Source organism: Paenibacillus timonensis (assembly GCF_022427145.1).
Lineage (GTDB): Bacteria > Bacillota > Bacilli > Paenibacillales > Paenibacillaceae > Fontibacillus > Fontibacillus timonensis.
Window position 1 is genome coordinate 51,424 of sequence record NZ_JAKSXN010000018.1, and the last position, 17,444, is coordinate 68,867.

The 17,444-nt window shown below is 53.6% G+C and carries 13 protein-coding genes; 5 read left to right on the forward strand and 8 right to left on the reverse strand.

What is annotated here, in order from left to right:
- Positions 1 to 42 precede the first annotated feature (42 nt).
- The 7 genes from MJ257_RS09160 to MJ257_RS09190 form a co-directional block, all read right to left on the reverse strand.
- Positions 43 to 1,065, reverse strand: a complete 1,023-nt coding sequence (locus tag MJ257_RS09160; RefSeq protein ID WP_240268965.1) for a branched-chain amino acid ABC transporter permease — start codon at positions 1,063 to 1,065, stop codon at positions 43 to 45.
- A 2-nt stretch (positions 1,066 to 1,067) separates the two neighbouring features.
- Positions 1,068 to 1,970, reverse strand: a complete 903-nt coding sequence (locus tag MJ257_RS09165; RefSeq protein ID WP_240268966.1) for a branched-chain amino acid ABC transporter permease — start codon at positions 1,968 to 1,970, stop codon at positions 1,068 to 1,070.
- A 4-nt stretch (positions 1,971 to 1,974) separates the two neighbouring features.
- Complete coding sequence (locus tag MJ257_RS09170; RefSeq protein ID WP_240268967.1) at positions 1,975 to 2,679, reverse strand: ABC transporter ATP-binding protein; 705 nt, start codon at positions 2,677 to 2,679, stop codon at positions 1,975 to 1,977.
- A complete protein-coding gene (locus tag MJ257_RS09175) occupies positions 2,672 to 3,442 on the reverse strand; it encodes an ABC transporter ATP-binding protein (RefSeq protein ID WP_240268968.1) in 771 nt (256 codons plus the stop codon). Before MJ257_RS09175 ends, MJ257_RS09170 begins: the two co-directional genes overlap by 8 nt.
- Before the next feature lie 31 nt (positions 3,443 to 3,473).
- Complete coding sequence (locus tag MJ257_RS09180; protein ID WP_240268969.1) at positions 3,474 to 4,121, reverse strand: GntR family transcriptional regulator; 648 nt, start codon at positions 4,119 to 4,121, stop codon at positions 3,474 to 3,476.
- A gap of 25 nt (positions 4,122 to 4,146) precedes the next feature.
- Entirely contained in the window at positions 4,147 to 5,088 is a 942-nt protein-coding gene (locus MJ257_RS09185) for an isoaspartyl peptidase/L-asparaginase family protein (RefSeq protein WP_240268970.1), read from the reverse strand.
- A gap of 246 nt (positions 5,089 to 5,334) precedes the next feature.
- Positions 5,335 to 7,080, reverse strand: a complete 1,746-nt coding sequence (locus MJ257_RS09190) for an alpha-glycosidase (protein WP_240268971.1) — start codon at positions 7,078 to 7,080, stop codon at positions 5,335 to 5,337.
- Between the two features lie 606 nt (positions 7,081 to 7,686).
- Here MJ257_RS09190 and MJ257_RS09195 point away from each other — a divergent pair.
- The 4 genes from MJ257_RS09195 to MJ257_RS09210 all read left to right on the forward strand — a co-directional run bounded on the left by MJ257_RS09195 (position 7,687) and on the right by MJ257_RS09210 (position 13,423).
- On the forward strand, positions 7,687 to 9,009 hold the full coding sequence (locus MJ257_RS09195; RefSeq protein WP_240268972.1) for a sugar ABC transporter substrate-binding protein: 1,323 nt from the start codon (positions 7,687 to 7,689) through the stop codon (positions 9,007 to 9,009).
- Between the two features lie 97 nt (positions 9,010 to 9,106).
- Entirely contained in the window at positions 9,107 to 10,411 is a 1,305-nt protein-coding gene (locus MJ257_RS09200; RefSeq protein WP_059042248.1) for a carbohydrate ABC transporter permease, read from the forward strand.
- Entirely contained in the window at positions 10,408 to 11,253 is an 846-nt protein-coding gene (locus MJ257_RS09205) for a sugar ABC transporter permease (protein WP_059042250.1), read from the forward strand. Before MJ257_RS09200 ends, MJ257_RS09205 begins: the two co-directional genes overlap by 4 nt.
- Before the next feature lie 94 nt (positions 11,254 to 11,347).
- Positions 11,348 to 13,423: a methyl-accepting chemotaxis protein gene (locus MJ257_RS09210; protein WP_240268973.1), complete on the forward strand. Its 2,076-nt coding sequence runs from the start codon at positions 11,348 to 11,350 to the stop codon at positions 13,421 to 13,423.
- 313 nt (positions 13,424 to 13,736) lie between these two features.
- On the opposite strand, the gene MJ257_RS09215 is transcribed toward MJ257_RS09210, so the two are convergent.
- Positions 13,737 to 15,443: an alpha-amylase family glycosyl hydrolase gene (locus tag MJ257_RS09215; RefSeq protein ID WP_240268974.1), complete on the reverse strand. Its 1,707-nt coding sequence runs from the start codon at positions 15,441 to 15,443 to the stop codon at positions 13,737 to 13,739.
- A gap of 490 nt (positions 15,444 to 15,933) precedes the next feature.
- Here MJ257_RS09215 and MJ257_RS09220 point away from each other — a divergent pair, with 490 nt between their 5' ends.
- Complete coding sequence (locus MJ257_RS09220) at positions 15,934 to 17,325, forward strand: L-cystine transporter (RefSeq protein WP_240268975.1); 1,392 nt, start codon at positions 15,934 to 15,936, stop codon at positions 17,323 to 17,325.
- Positions 17,326 to 17,444: the final 119 nt, after the last annotated feature.

Consider the following 17,444-nt stretch of genomic DNA (forward strand, 5'->3'; position numbering starts at 1 on the left):
TATGAGCCTTACATGGGATTCACCCCCGCATGAATGGACGGTTTATTTTCCTAAAAGACCTTTCGGTCTGAGGATTATCGTGATAATGAGCGCTGCGGACATGAGCACCTGGCTGATGCCGTACATTTGCGGAAGCTGAAAGCCGAATAGCTCGATGCCTCGCTCCAGTTTGTTCAGCAGAAGCTCAGGGATCAACGTAACCAGGATAGCGCCGAGAACCGCTCCAGGAAGGGTCCCGGAGCCGCCGATGACAAGCATGAGCACCAAATTGAAGGTCATGGAGTAGGAGAACATGCTTGGGTTGATGCTTGTAATCAGATGGCCATACAAACTGCCGCCGATGGCGGCGAAGAAGGCACCCGCGGCAAAGGCGAGCATTTTATGCCGCACCACCTTGACGCCCATCGCTTCCGCGGCCAAATCGTCTTCCCGGATGGCCAGCATAGCGCGGCCATAGGAGGAGTGAAGCAATCGCCATACGAAGTAAATCGTTATTGCGACGAGGGCGTAGACCCACCAAATATTCGACATTTTGGGGAGGCCGGAAATGCCGCTTTTCCCCCGGGTAATATCCGTCAAGTTGGAGGCCAGCACGTTGATAATGACCATGAAACCCATGGTGGATACGGCCAGGTAATGGCCGCGCAGCTTCAAAACGGAAAATCCGATCACAAACGAACAAATCACGGCAATCAATCCGCCGATCAGCATGGAGATGAAGAAAGGCAGCTCGGTTTGCTGCAGCCACCCCGGCATTTGCGGGAACAAAAGCGGCTTGCGTGCCAGGGGGTAGGTCAGCAGCGCCGTCGTATAGGCGCCCACGGCCATAAATCCGGCATGTCCCAAAGAGAAGATGCCTGTGTACCCGTTCGTCAAATTAAGACTGACGACCAGAATGATATTGATGCCTACCAAATTAATCAGCCGTAAATAGTAATCGTTCAGCGTGAAATTGGCGATGATGAGCAGAAGAATCAGGAGTCCGACACTAACGGCGAAGAGGGGCCCCCTCATGCCGGGCAGTCGGGTGTGACGGGTTGCTTCAAGCCCAAGCGGTTTGTTCATGGTTAGACCCTCCTATCCTCGGCCTTGCCGAATATCCCGGTCGGCTTGATTAACAGCACGACGATCAGGGCCAAGAAGACGAAGGCGTCCTTGTAGGCCGACAGCTCCGGCGGCAAAAACCCGACGAACAATATTTCTCCGAAGCCGAGGATGAGCCCCCCGATCGCCGCGCCGGGCAGACTGCCGATGCCGCCGATGACGGCTGCGACAAAGGCTTTGAGTCCGGGCACAAAGCCCATCATGGGCTCGATGCGTCCGTAACGTCCCGCGTTCATGACGCCGGCGACGGCCGCGAGCGCGGCTCCAATAATGAAAGCCGTACGGACGATGGAGTTGATGTTGACGCCCATCAGCACCGAAGCGTTCATATTTTCCGCGGTAGCCCGCATGGCGATGCCGAGCTTCGTCTTTTTGATAAACATGGTGAGGGCGATCAGCAGCAGGGCCGATAAACCGATGATGGCGATATTCATGACGGAAAAATCGATGCCGCCCAGTTCTACCATCTTGGAAAGGTAAGCCGGGACCTGGAAAGACCGCGGCTGTGGAGACAGGATCATGGTCGCAAGATTCTGAATCAGGATGGAAACGGCAAAGGAAGTGACCAACGTCGTTTCTTCCGGCTTGCTTCGCAGCGGCCTGTACGCCGCTCGCTCCACGACCAGGCCGATCATGACCGTCACCGCAATGGAGAGGAGGATCGCCACCGGGAAGGGGAGAAGTAGGTTCAACGTGAAGGCCATGGCCGCATACGAGCCGATCATCAGCAAGTCGCCATGTGCGAAATTGATCAGCCGAAGAATCCCGTAGACCAGCGTATAGCCGATGGCGATCAAGGCGTAGACGCTGCCTAGTCCAAGGCCGTTCACCAATTGTTGTATAATGTAATCCGCAGAATAGACCATCGGTTTAACCCCCCAGATAAGCCTTTTGAATTTCCGAATTGTGCAGCAGCTCTTCGGCAGGCCCTTCAAGCTTGATGCTGCCGGTTTCGAGCACGTAGGCCCGGTCGGCGATCAGCAGCGATTCATAGGCGTTTTGTTCAACGAGCAGTATGGTGATATCGCTCTTTTTCAATAATTGGATGACTTCGAAAATTTTCTCGACCATGATTGGAGCCAGTCCCAGTGAGGGCTCGTCGAGCAATAACAGACTGGGCTTGCTCATGAGCGCCCGGCCCATGGCCAACATTTGCTGCTCTCCGCCGCTAAGAGCTCCCGCGGGCAGCTTCTCCCGTTGTTTGAGGACGGGGAAAAGGCTGTAGATCCATTCGATATCCGCCGAGAGGTCATCGGACTTGGGACGCGTATAAGCGCCCATCCGTAAATTCTCCAATACGGTCAATTGGGAGAAAACCTGCCTGCCCTCGGGGGAATGGGCCATTCCCATAGAAACGATCTTATGGGCCGGTATGGAGGAGATTTCCTTCCCCCTATACTCGATGCTGCCCGACTTAGGCTTCAGCAACCCCGATAAGGACCGCAGGGTCGTCGTCTTGCCGGCACCGTTCGCTCCGAGCAGGGCAACAAGCTCGCCTTGCCGCACCTCCAGAGAAACATCCTTCAACGCATGGATCTGATCGTAATAAACGTTAATGCCGCTCACTTTAAGCATGTTCGGCCGACCTCCCTAAATAAGCTTCGATCACTTCGGGATGGGAGCGAACGGTTTGTGGGTCGCCTTCGGCGATCAGTTTGCCATAACTCAGTACCTGGAGATGATCGCAAAGGTTCATGACGAACGGGATATCGTGCTCGATGAGCAAAATGCTTAAATCATAGCGGTCGCGAATATCCCGAATTAAGGATGTCAACTCTGCCGATTCGCTGTGGTTCATCCCGGCGGCGGGTTCGTCCAAGAGCAGGAGAGAAGGGCGCAGGGCGAGAGCCCGGGCTATTTCCAGCTTGCGTTGGGAACCGTACGGAAGGCTTCCTGCCTTGACGTCGCGGACGTCTTCTAGTCCGACCGACTCCAGTAAATTTTCCGCCTCCGAGCGAATGTTCTTCTCTTCCAAGGCAAAGCTGGGAAAGCGAAGCAGGGTAGCCCACAACCCCGATCTCTTATGGATTTGAGCCGCGACCATCACGTTTTCCAAGACGGTCAATCCTTTGAACAGGCGAATGTTTTGAAACGTTCGCGCCAGGCCAAGCGCGGCGATTTCGTCCGGTCTTTTGCCGGAGATATCGTTACCCTGGAAAAAGACCTTTCCCTCGGTTGGCTGGACGAGAGAAGTTAACATGTTGAATACCGTCGTTTTCCCGGCACCGTTCGGGCCAATCAATCCATGAATCTGTCCGGGCTTTATTTGGATACGATAAGAATCGACGGCGGTTAAGCCTTTGTATTTTTTGGTCAGGCCAGTCGCTTCCAATATCATGACGCACACCTCCAATATCGAAATAGAAGCATTAAGTGTGCTGGGACGAGAAAATGCGGTTTCGTGTACCCAGTATGTGTTCGATCATTCGCTTTCTCGCCGCTTGCGGATCTTTGTTCTTGATCATCTCGACGATCTCGCGATGTTCGTCATTCATTGTGTTCGTGCTGCCGATTTTCATATCCAAGTAGAGCACGCGCTGCATGTTATCTAGATTGTTGATGATCAGCTTTTTGAGCCTGCCATTATTGCTCGCTTCGGCCACGGCGGCGTGAAAATCGAAGTTCAGTCGCATATAATCGACCTCGCTGATTCCGGACTGCGGAGGGATGTCAGCTCCGACAAGTTGTTCCATCTTGTCGATCGCTTGGCGTGAGGCGTAGGAAGCGGCCAGTTCCGCCGCGCCGCCTTCCAGAATCAGCCTAAGCGAGATCAACTCGTCCAGATCCTTTAAATTGACCTGGCTTACGAGGCATCCCTTGAAGGGGATGATTTCGACTAGTCCTTCATGATTCAGGATGTTGATTGCATCGCGAATCGGTGTTTTGCTGGTTTGGAATTGCTCGGCTAAATCTCCGGCGTGTATCGTTTCTCCCGCCTGTAGTTCCCCATAGACAATCATGTCTTTTAACCGCCGGTATACCTGATCGGTCAGTGAGGCTTTCTCCACTTTGCTCACGGGCATCTCTCCTTGGAAATTGGGATCAGGTCACATCGGATGTCTCGAACGTATCGGTGTTATGGCTTGGCAGTTGTACTAAAGGTACCTGCTCGAGAATACCGTTGCGAATCATGGCGACAGGAAAGCTGACGCAATTGTGCACCGCTGCTGCCCGCCCAGAACTGTCGACGACCAGGATCCCGCCGAATTCGCCGGTGAGCCGGTGGAGTCTATGGATCGCTTTTGTTGCCGCCTCTTGGGGATGTGAGCCTGATTTGATTTCTTCCTCGACAAATTTCGCAGTTAAGGTTGAAATAAATGCCTCGCCGCGTCCGGTGCATACCACTGCACAATAACTTGAGGCGAAAATGCCCCCGCCGATGTATGGAGTGTCTCCGACTCGACCGGGGAGCTTCAGGAAGGAGCCGCCCGTCGAGGAGGCTGCGGCCAGCCCTCCATGATCGTCAAGAAGGACGCAGCCGACCGTATCGGATTCCTTGATCAGCCCGGTGAAGGCGCTGAATTCGACTTCTTTGCCGCTGCGCTTTAGATGGATTGCCGTTTCCCAGGAGGCAAGCTGCACCGCGGTGATGCAATTATCTGCAGAGAAGCCGTGTTCCCTGGCAAATAAGGTGGCTCCTGTTCCGGCTAACACGACATGCCGGCTTTCCTCCATCACTTTACGGGCAACGGAGACGGCATGCCTAACCTCCTGCATTGCCGCCACAGCAGCGAATTTTCCAGTTACGCCGTCCATGATGGCGCCGTCGACCTCGACATAACCGTCGCGGTTCAGGACGGAGCCGAGCCCTGCATTGTAAAGCGGGTTGTTCTCCAGTTCATTAACAGCTTTCTCCGCAGCGGTTAATCGGTCATGTCCGCGGGCCAGCTCCTGGTATGCGGTTAATGCTGCAGCTTCAAGGCCAAGCATGTAAGGGGGATCCGTTTTCGTCTCAACACTCCCGTGAACTAAAATAACACTCAATGTTAGTTACCCCCTGTACTCATGATGTTTTAGCGATATATCGCAAATATTTATTCGGAATATAGCACGTTAATTCAGAAGGGACAATAGGATGTGTTGAAAAATGTAAACTAATATGACGTAAATGCAAATTTCGACAATAACTGATGTTCGCTATTATTACATTAACGGGCACATGGGGAAAAAGAAAAAGTGCAGGGGTCACCCCTGCACTTTTTCGGTAGCTTATATATGCGTTCGTATCGGTTAGTTATTCATGGTCAACACGGCATAACCGTAAGCCGGAAGCTTAACGGCGAGCTTGCCGCCCGATGTATTGTAGGTTTGACCGCTGAAGGCGTCGCGCCAAGCCTGCCCGGCCGCAGGAACCTCGAGGGTCTGTCCGGCATCGTAATTGTTCAGCAGGACAAGCACCTTTTCTCCGTTCAGTACGCGTTCATAAGCCAGCTTCGAGCCTTCCTTCTCCGCGAGTAGGAACTTCAAGCTTCCGGTACGCAGCGGAGCCAGCTGCTTGCGAACCGCGATCAGTTTCTGATAGAACGCGAACAAGTCGCGATCCTGGCGTTTCACATCCCATTCCATACACTTGCGGCAATCCGGATCTTGACCGCCGTCGAGGCCCACTTCGTCACCATAATAGATGCAAGGCGTTCCGCTGTATGTAAACTGGAACAGGGCCGCCAGCTTCATTTGGGCTTTGTTGCCTTCGCATAACGTCAGCAGGCGAGGCGTGTCGTGGCTATCCAGCAAATTAAAGGCCACTTCGCTCGCCTGGAGCGGATACCGGGACAGCTGCTTGCCGATCGCATTGGCGAAACCTTCGGAATCCAACGTGCCGCGCACGACGAAATCAAGCACCGCTTCGGTGAACGGGTAGTTCATGACGGCGTCGAATTGATCCCCTTGCAGCCAGCCGGACGACTCGTGCCAAATTTCGCCCAAGATGTAGGCGTCCGGGTTGGCGGCTTTCACCGTTTTGCGGAAATCGCGCCAGAAAGCATGGTCCACTTCGTTAGCGACGTCCAGCCGCCAGCCGTCGATTCCGACTTCCTTAATCCAAAACTCGGCGACCTTCAGCAAGTATTCTTTGACTTCCGGATTTTCGGTATTCAATTTGGGCATCAGCGGTTCGAATGCAAACGTGTCGTACGTCGGCACGCCGTCCTTCACCTGCAGCGGGTATTCACGCACGTAGAACCAATCCTTGTAGCGGGACTTGTCGCCTTTTTCCATCACGTCGACGAAAGGAGCAAACGTCTTGCCGGAGTGGTTGAATACGGCGTCGAACAATACCCGGATGCCGCGCTCGTGGCAGGCTTGAACCAGCTTTTTGATGGTGGCGATGTCGCCGAAATGCGGATCGATCTTCATATAATCGGCCGTATCGTATTTATGGTTGGTCGTCGCTTCAAACAACGGGGTGAAATAGATGCCCGTCACCCCAAGTTCGCTCAGATGGTCGAGGTGATCGATGACGCCTTGCAGATCCCCGCCGAAGAAGTTATCGCGTTCCGGCTTGCCGCCCCAAGGCAATACGCCTTTTGGATCGTTACTCGGGTCGCCATTGGCGAAGCGCTCCGGGAAGATTTGATAGAAGATGGCGTCCTTCACCCAAGCCGGCGGTGTAAACACGTCGATCGGATTAATGAACGGGAATTCGAACAGCCGTTCCGGACCGGCCGGACGTTCTTTTGTAAATTCGCTTTCCGTCATCCAGATTTGCTCGTCGCCGGATTTCAGCAGAAAACCGTATCTCGTCCGGCGCAGCGGCGGTTGGTAGGCACATTCCCAATAATCGAACATCTCATCGCTGATCATCAAGGTCATCGGAATCAGCTCTTTGCTCTGATCCCACATGTATTTGTCCCCAACAAAAGCGTAGACCTCGGTAAGATCATTTTTCTTGGCGCGCAGGCGCAGATGGAGCGTTTTGTTGTCGTAGGCATAAGTCCAGTTGAGTTTGGGACGGTGATACACCGCTTCGAGTAACATAGATAATCCCTCCTGAAATAGTTAAGTGGACGGCTTTGTCCGCCAGGCTCCCGAATCATCGACAGGCTTCATAAGCAAAAAAAGCACATCCAAGCCGATGAACGGGCCGAGGATGTACCTTTCGATAACAGCGCCTTCAAATTATTGAACCGAGCGGCAAAGCTAGTATTGCTCTCATTGATCCGGATTATAACACTGTTCAAACCATTGCACAAGACGGGAGGAAAAAGGGAAGGGTTTCGGATGAAAAAGACGGGAAAACATGGACATGCAGTCCTAAACATCGCTTGATACATAGAGAAAAAACGCACAAGCATGCCACGGATGCGATCGTTTGGCAAACTCGTGAAACTATAAAAAATGCGAAATTTGGAGTAAACAGAAGAAAAAAAGAGAAATGAATTGATTTACCCCTATTTAAGCTCTGTGCAAACGTTTTTACAAGTTCCATGTCATGATGTATGATGTGTTACATGGATAAAGCGCTTTCGGGCAGGAAATACTAAACTATCGCAGGAAGAAGTCACAACGCCGAAATAGTTTCAGGTATTTTCTGAAAACGTTTGCGCAACATCGTCTATATAATATTTAGGAGGGGTTATTGTAATGAAGTTCAAAAAGGCATTGACCTTGATTGCAGCATTGTCCTTGGTTGTCTCGATCACGGCTTGCGGATCGAACAATAACGGCGGCAACAACGGCAGCGCAAACGCTCCGGCCAACCAAACCGAAAACACAGGGAATACGGGAACTGGCGAAAACGCTTCGGTGGATTCGATCGTTCCGGAAGACGGCGCCGAGCTGGTCGTTTGGGAAAGTAAAGAAGAGAAAGTGTTTACGGAAGAAATCGCCAAACAATTTACGGAGAAATACGGCGTTAATGTAAAAATCGAAGAAGTGGCTCCAACCGATCAAATCGGTAAATTGACGCAAGACGGTCCTTCCGGTCTGGCTGCCGACGTATTGATCGTCCCTCACGATCATTTGGGTAACGCGGCAACATCCGGCTTGATTTTGCCGAACGACGCGTTTGCCGAAGAAACGACGAAAAACAATACGGAAGCCTCCATCCAAGGCGCGACCTATGACGGCGTGCTGTACGGCTATCCGAGAGCAGCCGAAACGATGGCTCTGTATTACAATAAATCGATCCTTCCGGAAGCGCCGAAGGACTTTAAAGACGTGCTGGAATTCAGCAAAACGTTTACCGACAAATCCAAAAACAAATACGGCATCATGTGGGAAGTCGGCAACATGTACTTCAACTATCCGTTCATTGCCAGCACAGGCGGTTACCTGTTCGGCGATAACGGCACGAACCCAGAAGATATCGGGTTGGCTAACGATGGAGCAATTGAAGGCCTGAAAGTATTCCAAAGCATTAAAGCCGCTTTGCCGATCAACAGCGGCGACATCAACCCGGACATCAAACGCAGCTTGTTTAACGAAGGCGACGTTGCGATGGACATCAACGGTCCTTGGGAATTGGCAGGATATAAAGCCGCTCTCGGCGACAACCTGGGTCTGGCTCCGTATCCGACGGTCAATGGTAAAACGGCGATCACATTCTCCGGGATTAAAGTGTGGGTGGTTAACTCCTTTACGAAATATCCAAACGCAGCGAAATTGTTCGCGCACTTTGCTTCTTCGAAAGATGCTCAGCTCTTGCTGAACGAAAAGGTCGGCGCGGTTCCGACGAACCTTGAAGCGCTGGAAGCCGATCAAATCAAAAACGATCCGTACGTATCGGCCTTTGCTGAACAAGCGAAAAACTCGCAACCGATGCCTTCTATTCCGGAAATGTCCAACGTTTGGGCTCCTGTAAACGCAGCGTTCCCGGAAATCTGGAATAATAACGCGGATCCGAAACAAGCTATGGAAAGTGCAGTCAAGCAAATTAAGGAATTGAACAGCGGGGCAGCTGAGTAAGTCAGAACTTACTTTCACCCAGTGAGGAAAGGTTGAGCCCGCCGCTTCTAGCGGCGGGTCAACCTTAATTTCCCAAGGGAGAGGAGAAGGAAGGGAAATGGACCGACACCAACATCGGGATCGGGCGACGCTATTGTCGATATTGTGCATGGGCCTGGGACAACTCTACAATCGACAATATATCAAAGGGTTGTTGTTCGTCCTATTTGAAGCTTTTAGCGTCATTTATTTCATTCGGAACTTAGGATATGCGGTTTGGGGGATCATCACGCTCGGGGAGACGCCTAGAACCGGTGCCAATATGAACGGCAACTGGGATCACTCGATCTTCATCATGATCCAAAGTTTGATTACGCTGCTGTTTGTGGCGGTTTTTATCCTTGTGTATGTCATGAACGTCCGCGACGCCCGCAAAATCGGGCAGGAACGGGACAACGGCAAGAAACCAAATAACTTTAAACAATCTGTACGTTATGTATTGGACTACAAATTCGCTGTTGCATTTTTGAGTATTCCCGCTCTCGGGATTTTATTTTTTACCGTCATGCCGATCATTTTCATGATCTTGCTTGCGTTTACCAACTATTCAGCGCCTAAACATATCCCGCCGGCCATGCTGGTCGATTGGGTTGGATTCGGAACGTTTAAGAATCTGGTGGCGCTCAAGACCTGGAGCCATACCTTTTACGGCGTATTGACCTGGACGATTATCTGGGCGATTTTGTCGACGGTAACAACCTACTTCGGTGGTCTACTCGTAGCTTTGCTGATCAATCAGAAGGGCATTCGCTTTAAAGGGCTGTGGAGAACGATCTTAATTCTTCCTTACGCCATTCCGCAGCTGATCTCGCTGCTTGTGATGAAAAATATGTTTAACGGCCAGTTTGGTCCGATTAACCAGTATCTTGGATACTTCGGGCTGGGCGGACTGCCTTGGCTGACCGACCCGTTCTGGGCCAAAGTAACGGTGATTATCGTTAATATGTGGGTGGGGATTCCGGTCTCCATGCTGCTGATCCTGGGCGTGCTGACCACGATTCCGAAGGACCTGTACGAGGCGGCCGAAGTGGATGGAGCTACCGGGTATCAAAAATTCAGAATCGTCACGCTGCCGATGATCCTGTTTACGACGGCGCCAACGCTGATTACCCAATTTGCCGGTAACATCAACAACTTTAATGCCATCTTCCTGTTGACGGGCGGCGATCCGGTCAAAGGCGATTACCAATACGCCGGGGCCACCGACCTCCTGGTTACGTGGCTGTATAAGCTGACGTTGAACCAAAATAAATACAACATGGCCTCTGCTATCGGGATCATCATTTTCATCATTATCGCTTCGTTCTCGATTTACAACTACCGCAGAACCAAGTCGTTTAAAGAGGAGGATATGATCCAATGAGCGGACGGAAAATACGAAACGCGATTCGGTTGGGTGCCAGCTATATTGTCCTAGTCATTCTGTGTATTGCCGCCGTCTACCCAGTGCTTTGGGTCGTCTTCGGTTCTTTGCGGCCGGGTAAATCGCTGTATAGTAAGACGCTGATTCCGGAGAAATTTACGCTTGACCATTATATCGAACTGTTTACATCGAAAACTTATCTGTTTGGGACCTGGTATTTGAACACGCTGAAAATCGCAGTATTCTCGATGCTCTTGGGCGTACTGCTAACGTTGCTCACCAGTTATGCCATCTCCCGGTTCCGGTTCCGCGGACGCAAAACAGCGCTGTCGGGCTTGCTCGTTCTGGGCATGTTCCCGGGCTTCATGAGTATGATCGCCATTTACCTGCTGCTGCGGGAGCTGCAACTGCTTGATACTCATTTGGCGCTCATCATCGTATATGCGGCGGGTGCGCCGCTTGGCGGGACGTTTATTGCCAAAGGCTTTCTAGATACCATCCCACGATCGCTGGATGAGGCGGCGCGGATTGACGGGGCCAGCAACTTCTTGATCTTCCGGCGGATTATTCTTCCGCTGTCTAAGCCGATGTTGACGTATATGGCGTTAACCCAGTTTGTCGGTCCATGGGTTGACTTCATCTTTGCCCGGCTCGTGCTGCGGACGAAGGAGAATTGGACGCTGGCCGTCGGGATGTGGGATATGGTCAGCAGTAACCAAAACAGTAACTTTACCTTGTTTGCCGCAGGGGCGGTTCTGATCGCTCTCCCGATCACGATCCTGTTCATGTTCCTGCAGCGGCTGCTTGTCGACGGCTTAACGTCAGGCGCGAGCAAAGGATAACGCAGCAAGAGGGTTTAAGACACCTGGGTATAGCCTCAGTCATGCTGGGCTATGCCCTTTTTTTCTATACATATCGAAAAAGGGGATGCGGGGTATGAAGAAGCTTCGCGGTCAGTGGCGTTGGAATTCCGTGGGTTTGAAAATGTTTGTCATCGTATTTGCGGCGGTCGTGGCGTTGTCGGCAGTGCTGGGGTTCAGCTCCTACCGGGCTTCGCGGGAAATCATCCGGGAGCAGGTGGCTTCGGCATCCGCCCAAGCGGTGGAACAGGCGGCGGACAAGCTGGACTTTCTGCTGGACCAATATGAGGCTTCCTCCCGGCAATTAGCCGTCGATCAGACGCTGCGGAGCGACCTGGAGGCGGTCAACCAACCGGGGATCGGAACGGTCGCCAGAACGCAAGCCGAAGACCGGATCCGCAAGAAGCTCGACGCGTTGAAGGGAGCGGACGATCGTCTTCAAGGCGTGCGCCTGGTCTCTAAAGGCCTGGAAGACGTGAAATCGTATAAATCTTCGGGGGTCAGCGGGGTTCGCACGGACGAGACGGTGGGTAACCGGGTGAAGGCGGTGCTGGAAGCCGGAGGCGAACCCGTATGGTTCCCAGCGCTGCAGAAGGGGTTCTTTAACGCCTATACCGAGCCTACGATAACGATGGCCCGATTGCTGCGGAACATGAACCATCCGGAGGCGGAGTACATTCTGCTGTTCGAGATCAAAGCGCAGGCGCTGGGGGAGATCTTGGGCAACCTGAAAATCGGGAAGGCCGGCGAGGTGCGGGTGCTTACCGCCGATAACCGCATTGTCCATGCGGCGGATCAAACTCTCTTGGAGACGGAATCCGTGATCAAGGTGGATGCCGGGCTGGAGGAATCGGGGAAGAGCTCGTTCCAGGCAGCGGACGAGCAGGGGGTACAGCAACTGGTCGTGTACCGGCCGCTGAGGACGGTCGACTGGCGAATCGTCGGGTACGCCCCGGAAAGCGACTTCTTGAGCGCAGCCGACCGCCTGCTGGTCGTGACGTTATTCGTGCTTCTGGGTGCCGTAGTGGTTGCAGGTCTGATCGGTTATTTGCTGGTGCGCATGGTCGGCCGGCCTTTGGAGAAGTTATGCCGGCTGATGGAGGAAGGCGAACGCGGAAATTTGCAGGTACGCACGCACTTTAAGGGGCGTGACGAAATCGGACGGCTGGGACACAGCTTCAACCGAATGCTGGAGCAAATCTCCCGGCTGGTCGAGCGGACGAGCGTATCGGCCGTGGAATTGCTGGCTACGGCGGAGAATCTGACGAAGGCTTCGCGCGATACGTCGCAAACCGCGGCCGAAATCGCGCAAGCCACCGGGGAGATCGCGGCCGGGGCTGAAAGCCTGGCCTCGGAAGCGGAGAAGGGAACCGAGACGGCGGAACGGATCGGCGACCAAATGGGCCGGGTAGCCCGTCTGAACGCGGCGATGGATGAATCGGCCGGCCGCGTCATCGATGCGAGCCAAAAAGGGGAAACGTACATGGAGCAGTTGGTGGAGAAGACCGAATCGGTGTCGCGCATGACCGCTCTGCTGGAGGAGAATTCGCAGAAGCTGAGCCGGAGCACCCGCTCAATCCGCTCAATCCTTGCGCCGATGGTGGAGATGACGAAGCAAACGAATATTTTGTCGCTGAACGCGTCGATCGAAGCGTCCCGCGCCGGGTCGGCCGGCAAAGGGTTTATGGTCATCGCCGGGGAAATCCGCGAGCTCGCTGCCGCTTCGGGGGAATCGATCCAGACCGTATCGGCGATTACCGAGGAGATCCAGGAGGCGATTGGACAAACGGTCGAGGTGCTGACGGGAATATCTCCGCTGTTTGCGGCGCAAACGGAGGCTGTCAAAGAGGCGGCCGGCATCTTCCAGAACGTCAAAGGGGAGATGGAACGGTTCGTGACGGAAATCCGGAGCTCGTCCGCTTCCGTTCAGGAGCTGCTGCATTCGCAATCGATCCTGCAGGATTTTGTGGATACAGTGAGCTCGGTCGTAGAACAAACGAACGCCTCCACCGAGGAGGTGGCCTCCATGTCCCAAGAACAGCACCGGGTCAGCGCCGGATTGGTGGATCTGTCGGCCCGGCTCGAGGAGCTGGCAGCACAACTCCAGCGTTCGCTGAGCGCGTTCCAGGGAGAGGGAGTGGGGCAAAAATAATAACGCTCCGGCGGAAGGAAAGCCTACGTTTTCCTTCGACGCCGAAGCGTTTTTTTTATGTAGGCGGCTAACGGACCAAGATGCCGTTAAATCCACCGATACGGGGCTTTTCACAACCTAACGGACCGAGGAGACGCTATTCGGGCTTGGATCAGCTTTAAAGGTTGGATTTGGCCCGAATAACGTCACTGGAGTCCGTTACGTTAGGAAATTCGCGAGAAATAGGGGAATAATCGTCGATGCCGTCCGTTATGCACCGTTACGAGGCTCCAAATCATGCGATATGTGCATTACGAACGGAGTGGCGCGTAACTTACTCCAATATCGCAGTGGAGTACGCAGGCAGCGTCAGCGTGTTTCCGATAAGGCTCGCCCCTTCGCCCGTTTCTGCGAGAATCTTGGCGAAGCTTTTGCCGCCCGCTCGATCCGGGTGCAATGTGACGGTGAGCGGGCTGCCGGTCAAATTGTGAGCGACGAGCACGGCCTGGTCTTCAGTCAAACGCACATAAGCCGTGACCCCCGGCTGGTCCGTTGCATATTCCTGAATCGCGCCGTCTTTGAGCGCGGGAATGGCGTTACGCATTCGAATCAGCTTACGGTAATGCGACAACAGGGAGTCGGGCGCTCCGGTTTGCTCGCTTACGCTGAGGCCTTGCTTGCCGGCATTGTTTTCCGCGGTCTCCCAGGTCGTTTGCCCCTCGCTGTCGTCCTGCGTCCAGCGCATCGGCTCTCGGATCAGCTCGTCGGGCTTTGCGCCAAACATCCCGATTTCCTCGCCGTAATAAATAAACGGATTGCCGGGAAGCGTCAACAGCAGGCTCGCGGCCATCTTCGCATGCGGCAAATCTCCCTCCAGCTGGGTCATGACCCGGTTCTGGTCATGGTTGGCGAGGAAAGTGGCGTCGACGAATTTGCCGCCGGATTTCTCGCCATACAGCTTATACGAACGTTCCAGCGTGAAAGGAATGTTCGCGTCCTTTTCGTTCTTGACGCTGCTGAGGATCGTTTCGGCCAGGCTAAAGTTGAAGCCGGAATCCAGGGCCCCGTCCAGATAGGAGGCGATCAGCGCCGCCGAAGGGTCCCATACCTCTCCGACAAGGTAGGCGTCCGGATTGGCTTCGTTTAAACCGCTGCGGAATTCCTGCCACCAGGCAACGTTCTTGTCCGTGGTTCCCTGACTCTTATCCGTCTGCAGATCCTCGTAGATATGTTTCGCGGCGTCCAAACGGAACCCATCGACGCCTTGTTCCAGCCAGAACTGGCCCGTCTCGGTCATTTCTTTTCTTACTTCCGGATTATCGAAGTTGAGATCGGGCATCCCGTCCCAGAAAATCCCGAGGTAGTGGTCGCCGCGCAGGCTATGCCAAGGGTTGCCGCTGCCTGCGGCGCTCGTGCCGGACGTGGCCCGGCCGCTATCCTCGGCCCAAACGTACCAGTCCCGGTACGGACTGTTTTTGTCGGTGGCCGATTGGGTGAACCAGGGATGCTCTTTGCTGGTATGGTTGACAACCAGGTCCATGATGACTTTAATCCCGCGTTGATGGGCTTCGTCCAAAAACGTGCGGAAGTCGTCCAGCGTACCATAGTCCGGGTTGATGTTCCGGTAGTCGGTGACATCGTAGCCGTGATAGCTCGGCGAAGGATTGATCGGCATCAGCCAGATGCCGCCAATCCCCAGGTCGGTGTCCGTGTTGGGGTTCCCGTCGTTTAAGTAATCGAGCTTGCCGGTCAACCCTTTGAAGTCGCCGATGCCATCGCCGTTGGAGTCGGCAAAAGAACGGACGAACACTTCATAAAACACCGTGGACGGCTGGGGATCCACCGCGTCGGCCGTGGCGGCTTTTTCGCCTCCGTTGTTAGGACTTGAATTTGCCGTTGTTCCTGCGGCATTATTCTGCGGCTCCGGGGTCGTATCGGAACCGCCCGGCGATCCGGTGCAGCCCGCCAACAGCAGCAGGATGAGGACAGCGCTTCCAATTCGCCGCAGCGGGGTCCGCTGGGGGAGGTTGTGTGTTTGCATGGATCATCTTCCTTTCCCAAAGTTCCTTTATTTCACCATCATACCTGACCTAACGGTAAAGTTAAAACGTTTGCACAAACAAAAATGAAGGAAATCAAGCGATAACCAAGCAATTCATTGAATTATCTGGTTCAAACTCATCGTTACTTCTTATTTCGTGAGTATAATGGCATTTATTTGGATGGAATTCGGATTCCGTTTCACTATTTAACATAAACTAAGCTGATTTTGTAGAAAACCAACAAAAAACACTGCGCAAACGATGGAACTTGAAGAGCAATGTAAGTATTCACTGCTTTGGTATGGCCGCCAGATTGCGGCCTTATACGGGGGACGGGCCTTTTTCTAGAACATGACAAGCTCTGTTAAAATTAATCCTATCAAATTACTCGTATTTGTGATATCATACGATTTGTAATTCGCTATGGGCGTTTGCCCGCCTTGGTGCGAACACGAATTTATGGATTATTGTTCAGGGGGAGATCTGGTTATGGATACCTTGCGTATCATCATTAATGTAGCCGTCATGCTGGTGCTGATCGGCGTTCTGATTTGGATGCAGAAGAAGCACGTTTCTTTTACAAAGCGGGTATTTACCGGGCTGGGCCTTGGGCTGGTGTTCGGCATTATTCTGCAATTGTCCTACGGGGCAAGCTCGGAGGTCATCGCGAAATCGACCGACTGGTTTAATCTGGCTGGCCGCGGTTACGTCGGGTTGCTGCAGATGGTCGTGATTCCGCTGATCATGGTTTCGATCATTTCGGCAATCATGAATCTGAAGGGCAAGCAAAACTTAGGCAAAATGAGCGGTTTGATTATCGCGGTGCTGCTGATTACGACGGCGATCGCCGCCAGCGTCAGCATCGTGACCAGCTTGAGCTTTGATCTCAAAGCGATCGAGATCCAAGCGGGCGAACGGGAACAAGCGCGCGGGACGGCGCTGGAAGAGCGGCTCGGCACGGTGGAAGACAAGACGATTCCGCAGCAAGTGCTGGACTTCATTCCGACCAATCCGTTTGCGGATATGACCGGTGCGCGGAGCACCTCGACCTTGGCGGTCGTGATTTTCTCGGCGTTTATCGGGGTCGCGGTGCTTGGGCTGGACAAGAAGAAGCCGGAGCAGGCCGATACGTTCCGCAAAATGGTTGAAGCGGTATACGGCGTCGTAATGCGGATCGTTACGCTCGTACTGCGCCTGACGCCTTACGGCATCCTGGCGTTGATCACGAACGTTGCGGCCACGACCAACGCCGAAGAAATATTGAAGCTGATCAAATTCGTAGGTGCTTCCTACGTGGCTTTGATCGTGATGTTCGTCATTCATCTGATCCTGTTGGCCGCTTTCGGCTACAATCCGATTCAATATGTGCGTAAAGTGTTCCCGACGCTGGTGTTTGCGTTCACCTCGCGTTCGAGCGCGGCGACGATTCCATTGAATGTGGAGACGCAGACGAAACGTCTGGGCGTGCCGGAAGGGATCGCCAACTTGTCTGCATCGTTTGGCGCAACTATCGGGCAAAACGGCTGCGCCGGGATTTATCCGGCGATGCTGGCCGTCATGATCGCCCCAACCGTGGGGATCAACCCGATGAGCTGGGATTTCATCCTGACGCTGATCCTGGTCGTGACGATCAGTTCGTTTGGGGTTGCTGGCGTTGGCGGCGGAGCGACGTTCGCATCGCTGATCGTTCTGTCGACGATGAACTTGCCGGTCGCGTTGGCGGGCCTCTTGATCTCCGTCGAACCGTTGATCGACATGGGCCGGACCGCCCTGAACGTCAACGACTCGATTACCGCCGGCGTAATCACCGGCAAGATCCTCGGCGAGAACGACACCGAGGCGTTTAAACGCGACGTGGATTTGGACGTCGTGACCGCTTAAGAAAGAGCATAGGGAAACGAGATAGAACCGCTGGGCGCGTGCCTGGCGGTTTTTTTTGCAGCCCGGTGTAATGGATTCCGTACCTTAAACGTATTAACATGCGGATGGCTTGGAGGCGG